We start from the raw sequence: 16,801 nt of genomic DNA on the forward strand, positions 1-16,801 counted from the left end.
AAAAGGCGATGGAAAAAATGATCAAGCGAAAATCAGATTATAAGAAAAGCATTTGGACTGGCGGTACGACAACCGAACTTTTGATTTGGCCTGAAACAGCGCTGTATGAAGCACGTGATTTTGCGTACCGAATTTCAACGGCGACTGTGAGTTTACCGAAGTCGACTTTTACTTCTCTTCCTTCTTATGAGCGAAAACTACTGATTCTAGACGGTGAGATCGAGTTACAGCACGAAGCAGACGGGAAAATGCGGCAGGAACGGCTGGCCAAATTTAGCCAAGACAGCTTCGGCGGTTCTGAGATCACAACAAGCTACGGGCAATGTATTGATTTCAATATCATTTATACACCCGCCTATACCGCAACATTATCTTTAGTAGATTCGGAAGGAAAATATCAGTTGAGCCAAACAGCGGATTATTTTTATTACGCTCTGGCTGAGGAAATCTTGGTTCATTTCCCAAGTGAAGAGACGGTAAAGCTGCAAAAGGGAGACAGTTTGTTTCTAAGCGGAATATCCGGCGCAGCGAAGCTGTTTTTTACAAGTACATATTCTTCTTCTGGAAATATTGCAGTCGAGGCTAAAATGACGCAACTATAAAGATGATACGAAAAACGTGTATAGTCATGCCCGTCATATTGAGAGGGGACAGAAAATGGCTACGCAAAAAGAAAGCGAAAAATCAAAATTTAGTTTGAGTGGAGCTACGTTATACGGTATCAACGCTGTCATTGGTTCAGGAATATTTTTACTGCCGCGAACACTTTATGAAGGACTTGGCCCGGCATCGCTTGTCGCGATGCTTGTAGATGTTATTTTAGTATTACTGCTCGCATTATGTTTTGCTGAGGTTGCCGGTTATTTTGATAAAAACGGCGGTGCCTTTCAGTATTCAAAAGCAGCATTTGGCGATTTTGTCGGTTTTAATGTCGGTGTACTAGGATGGGCTGTCACGGTTATTGCATGGGGTGCAATGGCTGCCGGTTTTGCCCGCTTGTTTATTGCACTTGTCCCGTCATTTAAACCTTATGAAACATGGATTGCAGTCATTTTGATTGTACTTCTATCAGTGATTAATAGTTTTGGTGTTAAAACATCTAAAATTTTTACAATTACGATTACGATTGCAAAATTGATTCCGATCATTGCTTTTGTTGCGATTTCGGTATTCTTTATAAGAGGCGGCTTTGACGCTGGCAACTTTACGCCGTTTGTTCAGCTTCCGCCAGGTAAAAGCTTTATGGAAGGAATGAGTTCATCAGCGCTTGTTGTCTTCTATGCTTTCATCGGTTTTGAAGCGCTACCTGTTGTTGCTGGTGAAATGCGTAATCCGAAGAAGAATGTGCCGAAAGCAATCGTCATGTCGATCATCATCGTTTCCCTGCTTTATTTCTTAATTATTGCTGGAACAATTGCGCAGCTCGGAAACGGAATTTTAAGCACAGATACCCCTGTACAAGATGCTTTTACAAAGATCATCGGTCCAGTAGGCAAATTTATTATTACAATCGGCGCACTCATTTCGGTTGGCGGTCTCAATACGGGAGATTCCATGATGATTCCGCGTTATGCCTGCTCGATTGCAGAGGATGGTTTACTTCCAAAAGCATTTGCGAAGAAAAATAAGAATCAAGCACCGATTTTTGCGATCATTGTTTCAGGGGTGCTTGCTTCCGCTTTAGTATTGAGCGGTTCGTTTGAACAGCTAGCTCAGCTAAGCGTGTTGATGCGATTTATTCAGTATATTCCGACGGCTCTTTCTGTCATTGCTTTAAGGAAAAAGGGACTTGAAGATCCAGGTTTCAAGCTTCCGTTTGGTCCGGTTATCGCAATTTTGAGTGTCCTTGTCAGCTTGTGGATGATTTCTTCCTCGAGTATGATTAACATTCTCTTTACGGTTGGAGCAATCTGTATCACAAGTATCTTATACTTTATTCTGTACGGGAAAAAGAAAAGCGAAGGAAGCAGAGAGTTGTAAAATGGGCAAATTTAACGTGAAGAGGTGTTAAGAAATGACAAAAGAAGTAGTTTTAACAGGGAACGATTTGACTTTAGACGAAGTGATTGGTGTTTCAAGATGTGGCTGGCAAGTGAAGATTGATCAGGATGCGATTGAAGCAGTAAAAAAAATCACGTGAAATTATTGATGATATTGTGGCAAATAATCGTGTCACATATGGGGTCACAACTGGTTTTGGATCACTTGTAAGCGTTAGCATATCCACGGAAGACTGCTGCGAGTTGCAAGAAAATTTGATTCGGACGCATTCGAGCGGTTTTGGCGAGCCACTTGCAGAGGACGAAGTTCGAGCAACAATGCTGATTCGGATTAACTCACTTGTAAAAGGCTGTTCAGGCATTCGGCTCAGCACGGTTGAGACATTACTTGCGATGCTCAATCAAGGTGTGATTCCGCATATTCCTGAGAAAGGTTCACTCGGCGCATCAGGAGATTTGGCACCGCTTGCGCACATGGTTTTGCCGATGCTTGGCCTCGGTCGGGCATTTTATCGCGGAGAGCTGTTGTCTGGGAAAGAGGCGATGGAGAAGGCTGGAATTGAACCAATTCGGCTTGCGGCTAAAGAAGGTCTTGCTTTAATTAATGGGACTACAGTGCTTACGGCAGTGGGTGCACTTGCTACCTATGATGCGGTTGAGCTGATCAAACTTTCCGATATTGCCGGTGCTTTATCGCTTGAAGTGCATCAAGGGATTGTGGATGTATTTGATGAAGCCTTGCACCGGATTCGCCCGCAGTATGGTCAGCTTGCAACGGCACAAAATATGCGAAACTTGCTTTCAGGTAGTACGAAAGTTGTCCGTGCCTCGACTGAGCGCGTTCAAGATCCTTACACACTGCGCTGTATTCCGCAAATTCACGGGGCGAATAAAGATAGTGTGTCCTATGTAAAATCAAAAGTTGAAATTGAAATCAATTCAGCAACAGATAATCCGATTGTAACGGAGAGCGGCAAAGTCATTTCAGGTGGTAACTTCCACGGAGAGCCACTTGCTCAGCCATTTGATTTTCTAGGTATTGCGGCTGCGGAAATCGGAAGTGTATCCGAGCGGCGGATTGAAAGGCTCGTAAATTCCTCGCTCAGCGGACTTCCATCGTTTCTCGTCAAACATCCGGGGTTGAATTCAGGCTTTATGATTACGCAATATGCTGCGGCTGCGCTCGTTTCAGAGAACAAGGTTTTGGCGCACCCAGCAAGTATTGACTCCATTCCGTCGTGCGAAAATCAAGAGGATTTTGTGAGTATGGGTACGATTGCTGCGAGAAAGGCACGAGATATTGTGAATAATGCGCGCCGAGTTGTGGCAACAGAAATTATGGCGGCTTGCCAAGCGCTTGATTTTGAAGAGAAACAAGTTGGAAAACTCGGCAAAGGAACGCAAGTCGCTTATGATGTTTTCCGAAAGAGCGTCGATTTCATTGAAAATGATCGGGATATTGAGATTTATGATGAGCTTGAAAAAGCAACCGCTGTTCTTTCAGACGGGCATCTCGTTGCCGCTGTTGAAGCAGTTGTTCCGCTTGTTTTAGAAGTGAGATAAAGCAAGGTTTAAGAGCACCGGCATTTTTGCCGGTGCTCTTTTTTAAATTAAAATGGGATTTGAAAGCTACTGAAAAGCATGGGGAAATATGCTATACTTGGAAACGATTCAGGTTATGAAGTATCAAGCTTTTTACTTGTAGCAGTATTCGATTTGCAAGTTTAAATGTGGACTATAAAAGATGCTGCTGGAAGCGGGTTTAAGTGAACGAAAAAGCAGTATTAGAATTGTAACCTCGGGGGAGAATCAACTGAGTGGGAAAAAGGAGATAGATGAACATGATGCCGAATATTACAGAACTGTTTGAGAAACTGCAGCCCGATCAGAAGATTAATTATGACAGCTTGCTCGAGAAAATGATTCATTGGTGGGAAAAAGAAGCCATTCGACCTAAGATTTTATTGCACAGTTGCTGTGCGCCATGTAGCACTTATACGCTTGAATACTTAACAAAATACGCAGATGTTATTCTTTATTTTGCTAATTCCAATATTCATCCGCGTGCTGAGTTTGAGCGGCGCAAACAAGTTCAAGCCGATTTTGTTGAAGCTTTTAATGGAAATACAGGATCACATGTCGAATTTATTGCTGAGAAGTATGAACCTCAAACGTTTTTGTGTGCCATAAAAGGGCTTGAAGAAGAGCCGGAAGGTGGTTTGCGATGCTCGGCTTGTTTTAACTTGCGATTAGATCAAGCGGCGCAAAAAGCAAAGGAAGTCGGTGCTGATTATTTCGGTAGCGCACTTACAATTAGCCCACATAAAAACAGTAGCTTGATTAACTCGATTGGTGTGGAGATACAGCAGCTTTATGATGTAAGTTATTTGCCAAGTGATTTTAAGAAAAAAGGCGGGTATAAGCGTTCGGTTGAGATGTGCGAACAATACGATATTTACCGCCAGTGCTATTGTGGCTGTATTTTTGCAGCTAAACAGCAAAATGTGGATTTGAAACAAGTAAATCGCGAGGCAAAAGAATATTTGAAGCAAAAAAAAGAGACCTGATACAAAGGTCTCTTTTGGTTTATTCTGCAGATAAATCAACGTTATGATACACTTTTTGGACGTCTTCCAAGTCCTCAAGTGCATCGATCATTTTTTCGAATTTAACTAAATCGTCACCGGATAGTACCACTTCGTTTTGAGGCAGCATTTCGATTTCTGCAATCGTAAATTCTTCAATTCCTGCCGCTTTCAGTGCTTCTTGAACTTGATGGAAGTCGCCTGGTTCTGCATAGATGATTGCTTGATCGTCTTCGTCAAGAATATCGCGAACGTCGACATCCGCTTCCATTAAGATTTCGAGTAGCTCTTCAGAATCTTTTCCAGCAACTCCAAATACAGCGGTGTTATCGAACATATAGGATACGGCACCGCTAACCCCCATATTGCCACCGTTTTTGTTATAGGCTGTTCGAACATCCGATGCAGTCCGGTTTACATTGTTTGTCAGTGCGTCAACGATTACCATCGAGCCGTTTGGACCAAACCCTTCGTAACGAAGTTCAGAATAACTTTCATCGCCGGTCCCTTTTGCTTTTTCAATGGCGCGATCAATAATATGTTTCGGGACATTATACGTTTTTGCCCGTTCAATGACGAAGCGAAGTTTTTGATTGGCATGCGGATCTGGTTCACCTTGTTTAGCGGCTACGTAAATTTCAATCCCGAATTTCGCATAGATGCGGCTGTTATTTGTATCTTTTGATGCTTTTTTTTTCTTTAATATTTGCCCATTTGCGGCCCATAAGAACACTCTCTTTCTGATTTATCATGAATTAAAAATACTCTTGTTTCATTATATCGGTTCGGACGGCATTTGTTAAGTGGCAGGATGAAAAAATTCCTGTGAAAAGATATTCGGATAGGATATAATAAAGATAGTGAATGGAGGAATGTGATTAATGTCAAAATTACCTAATTGCCCAGAATGTAAGTCAGAATTTACCTATGAGGACCGCGGTTTATATGTTTGCCCGGAATGCGGACACGAATGGAGCACAGAGGAAAGCGGACAAGCAGAAAATGTTGTACGCGATGCCAATGGCAATATTCTAACAGACGGCGACTCGGTAACAGTTATTAAAGATTTGAAGGTGAAGGGAAGTTCTTCTTCGCTGAAAATCGGCACGAAAGTTAAAAATATTCGTCTTGTTGAAGGCGACCATAATATTGATTGTAAAATTGACGGTTTTGGGGCGATGAAACTAAAATCAGAATTTGTGAAGAAAAACGGATAATATTTAAGGGAACAAATTTAAGCAAGGAACCATTTTCAGTAAGAAGGGAGATGGTTCCTTGCTTTTTATCATACTGTTAATTTCAAAAAAGTAGGTTTTATCGTTTGTTTTTTGTAAAGGTCTGTTCAACTTGTTTTAGCCATTTTGTTCTTGTTTCAGAACTGCTATTTTTGACCATATTGAAGCTAAGCCATTTCACTTTTTTAATGCCGGATTTTTTTAGAGTTCCTTGGATTAAAGCTTTTTTAATCGCATTTCCGTACACTGTTGTATACATAACTTTCGGTGTATTCATCGTTGTGACCACGGTTGTTGTTTGCAAATTTGGTAGCAGGGTTTTCATACGATAACCTGATTTTGTATACGTATAAGTGGAACCGGGGAAAATGACTTTATCAATAAAGCCTTTCATCATAGCTGGCATCAGTTCCCACCAAATTGGGAAAATGAGTACTAAGTGATTGGCTTGTTGGATAGCTTTGGCATAATGAAGCGCTTGTGAGTCTATCATTTTGTGTTCTCTGAAAGCAAGGAGGTCGGCTCCTGACATTACGGGATTAAACTGATCAGCATCCAAGTCAATGATTTCTACTTCATGTCCAGCTCTTTCGGCACCTTTTTGAGCGGATTCGAGCAAGGCGTGGCAAAAGCTTCCATTATAGGGATGATTGTAAACAATGACTGTTTTCATTTATTTTCTCTCCTTCATGTTAAGTATGGCTCTATCATAATCGGAAAGAGAGAGGTTGAAATTATCTTATGTTAATCTTCATGCTGTTTTTTTTTCGATTCGTTTTCTGATGCGGCTTAAAGAAACGGGTGTAATTCCTAAATAAGAAGCAATGTAATAGTTTGGAACCCTGTCAAAGATAAAGGGTTCTGATTGAATAAGGTGAATATAGCGTTCTTCTGGAGATTCCTTGATTCTGGATAAAAAATAATGGGTATAAGCCATAAATCGTTCAGAAATAAATTTGGTGAGACAGACATTCATCTCGGGTTCTTTTTTTAGTAAGAAATCTAAATCCTTTTTTCGTAACATATAGAGCTCTGTTTCTTCTAAACTTTCAATAGAAAAATTACTGGGTGTTTCAAGATAAAAACTTTCAAACGAAGAAACGACTTGATCTTCAAAAAAGAATTGTACGGTAATATCATTGCCATTATCATTATTCCACAACCTTAATGCTCCCTTGGACACGAAATAAATGTTTGTAGCAACATCTCCTTCATGAAGTAAAGTCGTTTTGGCGGGTATTTTTATAAATTGAAACAAATAAGCTATTTCATTCCAATCGATTGTGAAATCAGGAAAAAGTTTGGCAAATAAATTATCCATAATAAACCTCCAGTTTATTCGTTTTCTACCTCCCTATTATACATTGTTCAAAGTATCTTCTACCATTTAGCACTAAAGGATCGTATTTATAAATTTCAAGTGAAAATGGGACACCCGCGTGAATAGAAAACCTCCGCTAAGGATTATCAGCGGAGGTTTTCGTTTATTTCAGTTTCGATCACCTTATCGGCGTCGCGCTTCAAAAGAATAATATCTTCATTTTGTTCAAGAAGTAGATCAACATGATGTTCCCCCCACAAACAAAGTTGGTTCAAAATAGCAGAAAGAGAATCTCCATACGAGCTAAGCGAATATTCTACTTTTGGCGGCACTTGTTCATAAACCTTTCGTAAAATAACACCAGATGTTTCCAGTTCGCGAAGCTGCTGTGTCAGCATTTTTTGAGTGATATTCGGGATCAAACGCCGCAACTCGCCAGTACGTTTTTTTTCCATCACGCAAGTGGCATAAGATGACAGGCTTCCATTTACCGCCAATTACCTCAAGCGTGGCTTCAACTCCGATATTGTAAACTTTGGTCACGTGATCGCAACTCCTTTCATAGGTACTAAAAAGTGCGTATATAACTTTAAAGTGCCTTCTTGTTATTTTATACGGTATATAAGATACTGTATAACATGCTACAGAAAAGGTCAAATAGAGAAGAGGGATTGTATAGGATGGAACATGTTCAAAGAAAATCAAATCATGCCGCATTTACTTTGATGGCACTTGCAATCAGTGCTTTTGGAATCGGCTCAACAGAATTTATCAGCGTAGGGTTATTGCCGCTGATATCGAGTGATATGGGGATCAGCATTAGTACAGCTGGTTTGACTGTTTCAATTTATGCGCTGGGAGTGACAATTGGGGCGCCTGTTTTTACAACGCTGACAGCACGTTTAAACCGGAAAAAACTATTATTGCTTGTGATGTTGACTTTTATTATCGGGAACTTGCTAGCGGCTTTTGCACCCGTTTTCGGTATTTTGCTAGTTGGTCGAATCGTTTCAGCGTTTGCACACGGAGTATTTATGTCGATTGCATCTGTGATCGCTGCTGATGTTGTTAGTCCGAGTAAGCGTGCCAGTGCTATTGCTGTAATGTTCACCGGACTTACAGTGGCAACCGTAACAGGTGTTCCTCTGGGGACTTTTATCGGGCAAATCAGCAATTGGCGAGTATCTTTCCTATTCATCGCGTTAATCGGCGTAATTGCGCTCATCAGTAATTGGCTACTTGTTCCAAAAGATTTAAACCAAGGTGAAAAAACAAGTTTCTCCGGAATGATTCGGGTACTTAAGAATGGGAAAATTCTTTTGATTCTCCTTGTTACAGCTCTTGGCTACGGAGGAACGTTTGTCATTTATACTTACTTGTCGCCGCTTCTTGAAACGAAAATGGGCTACAGCGCTCATGCTATTGTTATTATTCTAATTGTCTACGGCTTGATGGTGGCTTTTGGAAATACAATCGGTGGTCACTTATCGAATCAAAATACCTTGAAGAGACTTTCATATATGTTCTTATTCCAAAGCATTATTTTATTTCTGCTGTATTTTACTTCAACAAGTCCGATTCTGGGGCTAGCTACAGTGTTACTAATGGGATTCTTTGCTTTCATGAATGTTCCAGGTTTGCAATTTTATGTGGTAAAGCTGGCTGAAGAAAATGTTCCTGACGCCGTCAGCATGGCTTCAGCTCTCAATATCTCTGCATTCAATATCGGTATTGCCGCTGGGGCATTCCTCGGTGGGGTAATTACAGAGGGAATGGGTTTAACGGCCGCTCCACTATTTGGCGGCTTGATGGTTCTTTTAGCCGTATTCTTTACTTGGCTGTTGAAACGCATTCAAACTCATTGATAAAAGTCGCCTTTTAGTTTTTAATAAATCGTAAGTAGATTAGATAACTATTAAAAGGTAATAGATAAGATGAATAGTAAATTAAATATCTTTTTGTTATAAGAGTATTTTATTTAATACGTTTAATTGGCGGGCTTGTAAAATTAAGTACGCTTTTTAAAGAATCTTCAAAAAGCACTGAATTATTTAAAGCAAAAGTATTGTCTAATCTTAAAAACGGGGAGTATACTTATAATGTAAGCGCAAATATTTTTATAACATGAAGGAGAGATTTGACATGAAATTGAAAGACAAAGTAGCGATTATTACAGGTGGAGCGAGCGGTATCGGAAAAGCGACAGTTGAAAAATTTGTACGTGAAGGTGCCAAAGTAGTAATTGCCGATTTTTCCGATAAAGGTGAAGTGCTGGCAAAAGAACTTCGCGATACTGGGTTTGAAGCTATTTTCGTTAAAACGGATGTTACGAGTGAAGAAGATATCAAAAATATGATCGAAAATACAGTAGAATCTTTCGGTAAACTTGATATCATGTTTGCTAATGCTGGGATTGCAAATGATGCTGATATTGATAAAATGCCATATGAACAATGGAAGAAAACAATTGATATCAATTTAAATGGGGTATTTTTATCCGATAAATATGCGATTGAACAAATGATCAAACAAGGAAACGGCGGCGCAATTGTCAATGCTGGTTCAATTCACAGTTTAGCAGGTAAAAGAGGTGTGACTGCTTATGCTTCTGCAAAAGGCGGCGTAAAATTGTTAACACAAACACTTGGTGCTACATATGCAGAACATGGCATTCGTGTTAACGCTGTTGGCCCTGGTTATATTGATACTCCACTAATTGAAGCAGCACAAGGTAAAGCTCGCGAAGAACTTATTTCGCTTCATCCAATGGGTCGTCTTGGGACTCCAGAAGAAGTAGCCAACTGTGTGGTATTCCTTGCAAGTGATGATGCTTCTTTCGTTTCTGGTACAATTCTTGTTGTAGACGGTGCTTACACTGCCGTTTAATTCCTTTTAAATAATTTGATAGAGCTTGCGCCGCAGCGCAAGCTCTATTTTTATCGACTTTACAACTCGCTTAAGAGGGTCTACAATGAAAATACGAACGATTGTTCTTTGGAGGTGAGGAATCTTGAGCGAAACAAAATTGCAGCAGAAACTTAGGACGCTCCCTGAAGTACCCGGCTGTTATATTTACCGCGATAAAATGGGTGAAATCCTTTATATCGGCAAATCGAAAAACTTGAAAAAACGTGTAAAATCTTATTTTACGAAAACGCAAACGGGGAAGACGGCACGGCTCGTGCACTATATTGCTGATGTAGAGCTGATCGTGACGAGTTCTGAAAAAGAAGCGCTGCTGCTTGAGATGTCATTGATCATGAAATATCAACCTCCGTATAATATTCTGTTAAAAGATGAAATACATTATTCATATATTAAGATTACGAGCGAAGTAAATCCGCGGCTAGAGGTTACGCGTGAGATTAAAAAGGATGGTGGAATGTACTTCGGGCCTTATGTGGGAACGTATGCGGCTGAAAAAACGAAGGAGTTCCTGCAAAAAATTTATCCGCTTTGTCATTGTAGCGGAAAGCGGGGGCGCCCATGCTTTTATTATCATCTGGGGATGTGTATCGGGCCGTGTGCACGCGACGTTTCAGATGAAGAGTATGCAGAGCAGATTAGAAAAATCAAGCATTTCTTAAGCGGCGGACATCAAGATGTACGGCGTGAACTGAAGCAAAAACTGGATGGGCATATTGAGCGACTGGAGTTTGAGCGGGCAAAGGAAATCCACAATTTGTTAGAATCGCTTGATCGGGTTACGGAAAAGCAGAAGGTTGTGACGAAAGACGGCGGGAATCGGGATGTGATTGATTTTGTCCGCCAAGACGATACATTATCCATCCAAATTTTCTTTATCCGAAATGGTGCGATCGTAGGGAGATTTGGTCAGATTATCGAAGACGGTGCTTCCTTAGAGGACGAGGCGGTTGTTGAAAGTTTTGTGGTTTCGTTTTATGACCATCCCAACCACCTGCTGCCTGCCGAGCTTTTTGTTGGGGAAGGTCTGAATGCAGAACTTTTGTGTGAGGTGCTCGGCATCAAAGTTAAAATGCCAAAGCGTGGGGATAAGCGGGCCATTGTCGGGCTTGTTTCAGAAAATGCTAGAAGCGCGCTCGATGCACATCTGAAAATGCGGCAATACGAGCTTGAAGAACAACTTTAAAAACTCTTTTTCTTAAGCGGAAGAAGGGTTTTTTATTCGTTTTGGGAAAATTCAGTTGCATTGGGCGGAGATGCCCGATAAAATAAATGAGTATTGCAGAACGAGAAAGAAGGGACTTATTTTGATTATTTTTTATGTTCTGGCGGGAGTTTTAGCAGGCATGATGCTTCCTGTGCAGACCTCTGTCAATAATCGGCTGAAAGGCTACACTGGGTCGCCGTTTATTGCCTCATTTATTTCTTTTGCGGTTGGGAGTACGGTGCTTCTTATTATTACGTTAATTACGTTTCATAACTATGCGATTATTCCAGATGCGATCGCAACGAGTCCGTGGTGGATTTGGTTTGGAGGCGGGGCGCTCGGAATCATCTTTTTGACGAATAATATTTTGCTTTTGCCTCGGCTAGGTGCGGCTTTAACGGTGATGGTGACGGTTTGTGGTCAAATGGTGATGGCGATCTTGATTGATCAATTCGGCTGGTTTAATTTGCCGGTTCATGAATTAAATATTGAAAGGCTGCTTGGGATGGCGCTGATGTTTTTCGGCGTATACTTGATGCAGCGCTTTTAAGGGGGAGTTAGATATGGAAAGACAAGCACCGAAAACGATGCTGCTGTTTATGCTGATGGGGCTTATTGCCGGAATGCTTTCGCCGATTCAAACGTCGATTAACGGCAAGCTTAGAATAGCAGTCGGCTCGCCATTTCTCGCTTCTTTTATTTCTTTTTTGGTCGGAACAACGCTGCTTTTTATCATTTGTTTGCTGATTGAAAAGCGCGTGACGTTTCAAGTTCGAGGTGTTGGCAAAATTCCGTTTTGGGTTTTCACTGGCGGCATTATGGGTGTCGTTTTTGTTACATCGAATATTTTACTTTTACCGCTGCTCGGATCAGCGATGACGGTTGTGCTCGCGATTTGTGGACAAATGTTGATTGCACTTGTTATTGACCATTTCGGCTTTTTTGGGGTGATTAAGCACCCAATCAATCGCTACCGCATTATAGGAGTTATCGCGATGATTGCTGGGATTCTATTGATTCAGAATTTCTAAGCAGAAAAATTGCGTCAGGATACTATTTGGGTTATAAATAGTTATAAACTTACTATAAATAAGCTTAAATGGAGGAAGTCGCATGAAAATTGAAATTTGGTCAGATTTTGCTTGCCCATTTTGTTATATTGGAAAGAAAAATTTGGAACAGGCGATGAATGGACGCGAGGATGTGGAAGTTGAATTCCGCAGTTTTGAACTTGATCCGAATGCACCGGTTGAAACGGACAAGTCGATTCACGAATTATTAGCAGAAAAATATGGCAAGACGGTTGAAGAAGCGAAACAAATGAATGCGCAAGTAGGTCAAATGGCGGAACTTGCAGGTCTTCATTATGACTTTGACAACATGAAGTCAACCAATACGTTTACGGCACATAGGATTGCTCAATATGCGCGCTCGGTTGGGAAAGAAAATGAATTCATGGAGCTTGGAATGGATGCATATTTCGCCAAGGGAGCATTCTTGAACGACGAGGAAACCTTGGTGGAACTTGCTAAAAAAGCAGGTCTTGACGAAACAAAGGTGCGTGAGATTATTCATTCAAACGAATATTTAGCGCAGGTGCGGGTCGACGAGACGAAGGCGATGGAATACGGAATTAATAGTGTACCGTTTTTCTTGATTGACGGAAAATATGCGGTTTCCGGTGCTCAGCCGGTTGAGAGTTTTGTATCTGTTCTTGAACGAGCGGGCGGGACGAAAGCGGAAATTAAAGCAACGCAAGGTCCTGGGTGTGAAGACGGAAGCTGTTCGATATAATAGCTGGAAAAGCATGCTGGAGAGGTCCGGCGTGCTTTTTTTTAAAAAGGAGGAAAATGAAAATGGAACCTTATGAAACGATTGATGAATATATTGCGCAGTTTCCAGAGGATGTGAAGCAGAAACTGGAAGAAATCAGAGCTCTGATTCATCAGCTTGTACCGCTTGCAACTGAAAAAATCAGTTACGGTATTCCAACCTTTTTTTTGAAGAAAAATTTAGTTCATTTCGCGGGATATAAAACGCATATTGGTTTTTATCCGGGAGCGGACGGTGTGAAACACTTTTTAGGTGAGATTGAAGGGAAATATAGTTATTCGAAGGGAACGATTCAATTTCCGCTTGTAGAAGAATTGCCGCTAGATTTGATTGAGCGAATTGTACGCTACCGAGAAGCTGAAAATTTAGCGAAAAAAAAGTTCAAAATGACGTTTTAATCCCCTCGATAATAGGTATAGAATAAACGAATTCAAAAACATAAAGGGGAGATAAAAATGGCTGGTTATGAACGAATTCTTGTTGCAATTGATGGATCGGATCAAGCAGAGATCGCTTTTCAAGAGGCAATCAATCTTGCCAAGATAACGGGAGCTAGTGTTGCGCTCGCGTCTGTCATTGATTCACGCTCTTTTCCTACGTTTACCGCGGATGGTACGACTTGGGAAAATGAACTTCGTAAAGAAATGGAAGCGGTTTTAAGTAAATATGTTGAAAAAGCAAAGGCGGCTGGATTTGAATCAATTGGAACTTATTTGGAAGTGGGGAATCCGAAAAAGATGCTGTCAGAGGAACTCCCTGATTTATTTGGTGCAGATTTAATTATATGCGGTGCGACGGGATTAAATCGCATGGAGAAAATGCTGATGGGAAGCATTTCATCTTATATTGTGCAGCATGCTAAATGTAATGTTTTAATTGCAAGAGAATCAAAATAAGAAAAGGAGAGCTTGCTTCGGCAGGCTTTTTTATTTGCACGCATTTTTTTTCACATACTTTTTTTGTGCAAATTGGTGTACATCACACGAGATGTCAGATATAATGTTTTTAGAGAAAGCGCTTACTTATCTAGCAGCCAATAGATTAACGCAGATAGGAAGTGATACTTTTATAGAGATACTTTTATACGATCGAGTCAATTAGTAAATCGATTTCACAATGTTGCCGACCGAGAGCATTTGAAAAAAAAGTGCAAATCAGAAGGAAAGAGGATCGATAAATGTTTTCTGTAAAAGAGGCGGAAGGTCTCAGCCCATTTGAATTAGGCTTATTTTTAGAGAAAAGTGCGAAACAAGCTGTTAAGAATAGCGTGCCGCTTAATGCGGGAAGAGGGAACCCGAACTGGACGGCAGCCGCGCCGCGCGAGGCGTTTTTTCTGCTAGGTTTGTTTGCAGTTACTGAGATGGAACGGGTTCGGCAAGGGGAACTATCGGGAATGCCGGCTCGGATGGAGATGCTTTCAAGGTTTGAACTGTTTTTAAAGGGTCAAACGGAAACTCCGGGGAAAAATTTGCTTGAACGAATTTGGGAAAAAGGGGAGCAATTTCTTGGAGCAGATAAGCATGATTGGTTGTTTGAACTTGTAGATGCGATCACGGGTGATAATTATCCAAATCCTGATAGGGTACTAAAATATACAGATCAAGCGGTTAAGGCTTATTTGAGAAAAGAAATTTTTTCAAGGACTAAAAGAAGAGTTTGAGATTTTCGCTGTCGAAGGGGGGACAGCGGGAATTTGCTACTTATTTGATTCGCTTGTGAGCAATCATCTGCTGCAACCAGGCAGCACGATTGCACTGATGATACCGACATTTACACCGTATTTAGAAATTCCGCATTTGTCACGTTATCGTTTTAATGTCGTTCATATTCGTTCGACACCAGAACTGATTGATGGGCGGCTGACTTATCAGTTTGCGGAACAAGAAATTGAAAAGCTTAGAAACCCGATGATTGAAGCTGTGTTTATGGTAAATCCAAGTAATCCCAGCTCATCGGCGCTTAAGGAAGATACAATTCGATTGCTTCAAGATATTGTTGAAACGGATAATCCGGAACTGATGATTTTAACGGATGATGTCTATGGCACGTTTGTACCGGAATTTCACTCGGTTTTTAGTGCTTTACCGTTTCACTCGGCTTGTATCTATTCCTTTTCTAAATATTTTGGTGCAACGGGTTGGCGTCTTGGTACAATTGCACTTGCGGAAGAAAATGTGTTTGATGAAAAGCTTAGAAAGTTGCCCGAAGCATCTAAAGCAGAACTTCATGAACGCTATGAGGCCATTACGAAAGAAACGGAGCAGTTTAAATTCATTGATCGGCTCGTCGCCGACAGCAGGGAGGTTGCGCTGAATCATGCGGCAGGATTATCGACTCCGCAGCAGGTACAGATGGCTTTATTCTCGCTTTTTTCGTTGCTTGATGAAGCAGATTCGTATAAGAAAAAGGCGCAATCGATTTGCAGATACCGTCAAAAGTTGCTGTATGAAGAGCTTGATCTTGTTATGCCGTTTGATCATTATGATTCGGCGTACTACTGCGAATTCGATTTGCTCGAATGGATTAAACAGCATTTTGGAGCGAAATTTGGCGAAGCTTTTCAAAAAGAATCCAGTATTACTAAGTTTTTGATGCGGCTCGCGCTGGAACATGGACTGGTGCTGCTTAAAGGGAGCGGCTTTGGGGGAAGCGAATGGTCTGTTCGGATTTCGCTTGCTAACCTCGAAACGGAGAATTACCAGGAAATTGGACGGCGAATTAAGAAAATGGTGTCGGATGAATTTTTAAAATGGCAATTTGAAATGGAAAAAATAAAGTAAGAAAAACGGTTTCCGCCAGCGGAAACCGTTTTTTTGTATGGAAAATTGAGATTTTTACAGCTTTTTTTTGAAAGACATGCTAAACTAAAAATAAATCGAATTAAAGGAGATCAAATGAATAGACAGACAGAATTTATACTAGCGATTATTGGGGCTTCTTTTAACATGATTGTTGCACTTATAGCAGCTTTTTTTACAGGAGTTAATCTTTTGCCTTTAATCTTTAGCATGGGGCTTGGCGATGCATCGGGTGAAATTTTAGCGTTTCTGATTCTGGTTTTAATTGGTGCAGTTATTTTTATTTTCTTGGTTGCTTCTTCGATATTCGGGATGATTGCTGCTTTTAAACTTAAAGCGGGCACATCTCGTTTGAAGACAATTGCGATTATTTTTATAGTAGTAGGAGGCATTCAAATCGCTTCGATTCATGGTATTTTATATCTAATCGTTGGGATTATGCTTCTCAGCAAGAAACAACAAAATGTGTTGCCTGAGAGGGAGGAGGAATTAATTTGAGTATTGTTTTTTTTGTAATGGCATTGCTGTTTGTAGCACTTCTAGCGATTGCTGCTCGCGCACTGCTTGCTGTGTGGATATATAAAGATGCGGAACGCCGCGGAATGAATCCAATTTTATGTTGTCTCCTCATTATCTTCACAAGTTCTATCATTGTGATGATTGTTTACTTGATTGTAAAAAAACCTTCGCTTGAACCGAAAAAAGGAATGGGACTTTTAATTACGGGTTGCATTTTAACGGGGTTAAGCTTTATCTTTAGTATTTTTGCAACGATTGGACTAATCACTTCATTTATTTATGAAATCGAAAATAACCCGAATTTCGATGGCGGTTATGATTATTATGATGATTTTAACGGTGAACACGATAGCGGATACGATTTTTAAACAGAGACTT

At 40.7% G+C, this 16,801-nt stretch carries 20 protein-coding genes and 2 pseudogenes; 18 read left to right on the top strand and 4 right to left on the bottom strand.

All coding sequences use genetic code 11. The features are described 5' to 3' along the window. Positions 1–8 precede the first annotated feature (8 nt). The 5 genes from MFLO_RS14550 (at position 9) to MFLO_RS03990 (ending at position 4,567) form a co-directional block, all read left to right on the top strand. The gene (locus tag MFLO_RS14550) at positions 9–602 is read left to right on the top strand and encodes a HutD family protein (protein ID WP_051993504.1); all 594 of its coding nucleotides are present in this window, start codon (positions 9–11) and stop codon (positions 600–602) included. A 55-nt stretch (positions 603–657) separates the two neighbouring features. Next, the gene (locus MFLO_RS03980; RefSeq protein ID WP_149022963.1) at positions 658–1,980 is read left to right on the top strand and encodes an APC family permease; all 1,323 of its coding nucleotides are present in this window, start codon (positions 658–660) and stop codon (positions 1,978–1,980) included. 34 nt (positions 1,981–2,014) lie between these two features. Then, positions 2,015–2,140 (top strand): hypothetical protein, encoded by a 126-nt coding sequence (locus tag MFLO_RS16755; protein ID WP_277619761.1) that lies wholly within the window; start codon positions 2,015–2,017, stop codon positions 2,138–2,140. Positions 2,141–2,156: 16 nt separating this feature from the next. Beyond that, complete coding sequence (hutH, locus tag MFLO_RS03985) at positions 2,157–3,563, top strand: histidine ammonia-lyase (protein ID WP_241433533.1); 1,407 nt, start codon at positions 2,157–2,159, stop codon at positions 3,561–3,563. Between the two features lie 281 nt (positions 3,564–3,844). After that, complete coding sequence (locus MFLO_RS03990; RefSeq protein ID WP_036096602.1) at positions 3,845–4,567, top strand: epoxyqueuosine reductase QueH; 723 nt, start codon at positions 3,845–3,847, stop codon at positions 4,565–4,567. 19 nt (positions 4,568–4,586) lie between these two features. Here MFLO_RS03990 and MFLO_RS03995 read toward each other — a convergent pair. Further along, positions 4,587–5,310 (bottom strand): annotated as a pseudogene (locus MFLO_RS03995) (YebC/PmpR family DNA-binding transcriptional regulator). 156 nt (positions 5,311–5,466) lie between these two features. On the opposite strand from MFLO_RS03995, the gene MFLO_RS04000 reads away from it, so the two are divergent. Continuing rightward, entirely contained in the window at positions 5,467–5,802 is a 336-nt protein-coding gene (locus MFLO_RS04000; RefSeq protein WP_036096544.1) for a zinc ribbon domain-containing protein YjdM, read from the top strand. Positions 5,803–5,899: 97 nt separating this feature from the next. Here MFLO_RS04000 and MFLO_RS04005 read toward each other — a convergent pair whose 3' ends face one another. The 3 genes and pseudogenes from MFLO_RS04005 to MFLO_RS04015 all read right to left on the bottom strand — a co-directional run bounded on the left by MFLO_RS04005 (position 5,900) and on the right by MFLO_RS04015 (position 7,684). Continuing rightward, positions 5,900–6,493 (bottom strand): NAD(P)H-dependent oxidoreductase, encoded by a 594-nt coding sequence (locus MFLO_RS04005; protein WP_036096545.1) that lies wholly within the window; start codon positions 6,491–6,493, stop codon positions 5,900–5,902. A gap of 78 nt (positions 6,494–6,571) precedes the next feature. Then, a complete protein-coding gene (locus MFLO_RS04010; protein ID WP_077913157.1) occupies positions 6,572–7,141 on the bottom strand; it encodes a Crp/Fnr family transcriptional regulator in 570 nt (189 codons plus the stop codon). Positions 7,142–7,287: 146 nt separating this feature from the next. Continuing rightward, a pseudogene (locus MFLO_RS04015) lies at positions 7,288–7,684 on the bottom strand (winged helix-turn-helix transcriptional regulator). Positions 7,685–7,821: 137 nt separating this feature from the next. Between MFLO_RS04015 and MFLO_RS04020 the strand changes: the two are divergent. From MFLO_RS04020 to MFLO_RS04070, 12 genes are all read left to right on the top strand, one after another. Further along, a complete protein-coding gene (locus MFLO_RS04020) occupies positions 7,822–9,006 on the top strand; it encodes an MFS transporter (protein ID WP_036096547.1) in 1,185 nt (394 codons plus the stop codon). Positions 9,007–9,283: 277 nt separating this feature from the next. Beyond that, a complete protein-coding gene (locus MFLO_RS04025; protein ID WP_036096549.1) occupies positions 9,284–10,027 on the top strand; it encodes an SDR family NAD(P)-dependent oxidoreductase in 744 nt (247 codons plus the stop codon). Between the two features lie 124 nt (positions 10,028–10,151). Continuing rightward, the gene (uvrC, locus tag MFLO_RS04030) at positions 10,152–11,252 is read left to right on the top strand and encodes an excinuclease ABC subunit UvrC (protein ID WP_036096550.1); all 1,101 of its coding nucleotides are present in this window, start codon (positions 10,152–10,154) and stop codon (positions 11,250–11,252) included. Positions 11,253–11,373: 121 nt separating this feature from the next. Further along, complete coding sequence (locus tag MFLO_RS04035) at positions 11,374–11,823, top strand: DMT family transporter (protein WP_036096552.1); 450 nt, start codon at positions 11,374–11,376, stop codon at positions 11,821–11,823. A gap of 13 nt (positions 11,824–11,836) precedes the next feature. Beyond that, positions 11,837–12,304 (top strand): DMT family transporter, encoded by a 468-nt coding sequence (locus MFLO_RS04040; RefSeq protein WP_036096554.1) that lies wholly within the window; start codon positions 11,837–11,839, stop codon positions 12,302–12,304. 82 nt (positions 12,305–12,386) lie between these two features. Further along, complete coding sequence (locus MFLO_RS04045) at positions 12,387–13,067, top strand: DsbA family oxidoreductase (RefSeq protein WP_036096556.1); 681 nt, start codon at positions 12,387–12,389, stop codon at positions 13,065–13,067. Positions 13,068–13,129: 62 nt separating this feature from the next. After that, the gene (locus MFLO_RS04050; protein ID WP_051993505.1) at positions 13,130–13,504 is read left to right on the top strand and encodes an iron chaperone; all 375 of its coding nucleotides are present in this window, start codon (positions 13,130–13,132) and stop codon (positions 13,502–13,504) included. A gap of 57 nt (positions 13,505–13,561) precedes the next feature. After that, complete coding sequence (locus tag MFLO_RS04055) at positions 13,562–14,002, top strand: universal stress protein (RefSeq protein WP_036096559.1); 441 nt, start codon at positions 13,562–13,564, stop codon at positions 14,000–14,002. 281 nt (positions 14,003–14,283) lie between these two features. Next, positions 14,284–14,766 carry a PLP-dependent aminotransferase family protein gene (locus MFLO_RS15950; RefSeq protein WP_206538307.1) on the top strand — a complete coding sequence of 161 codons (483 nt, stop codon included), beginning with the start codon at positions 14,284–14,286 and terminating at the stop codon, positions 14,764–14,766. 31 nt (positions 14,767–14,797) lie between these two features. After that, a complete protein-coding gene (gene aspD, locus MFLO_RS04060) occupies positions 14,798–15,886 on the top strand; it encodes an aspartate 4-decarboxylase (RefSeq protein ID WP_241433539.1) in 1,089 nt (362 codons plus the stop codon). 33 nt (positions 15,887–15,919) lie between these two features. After that, positions 15,920–16,402 (top strand): hypothetical protein, encoded by a 483-nt coding sequence (locus MFLO_RS04065; protein ID WP_051993506.1) that lies wholly within the window; start codon positions 15,920–15,922, stop codon positions 16,400–16,402. After that, positions 16,399–16,791 (top strand): hypothetical protein, encoded by a 393-nt coding sequence (locus MFLO_RS04070; RefSeq protein WP_036096560.1) that lies wholly within the window; start codon positions 16,399–16,401, stop codon positions 16,789–16,791. Before MFLO_RS04065 ends, MFLO_RS04070 begins: the two co-directional genes overlap by 4 nt. Positions 16,792–16,801: the final 10 nt, after the last annotated feature.

Origin of the sequence: Listeria floridensis FSL S10-1187, from assembly GCF_000525875.1 — a bacterium.
GTDB classification, from domain to species: Bacteria; Bacillota; Bacilli; order Lactobacillales; family Listeriaceae; genus Listeria; species Listeria floridensis.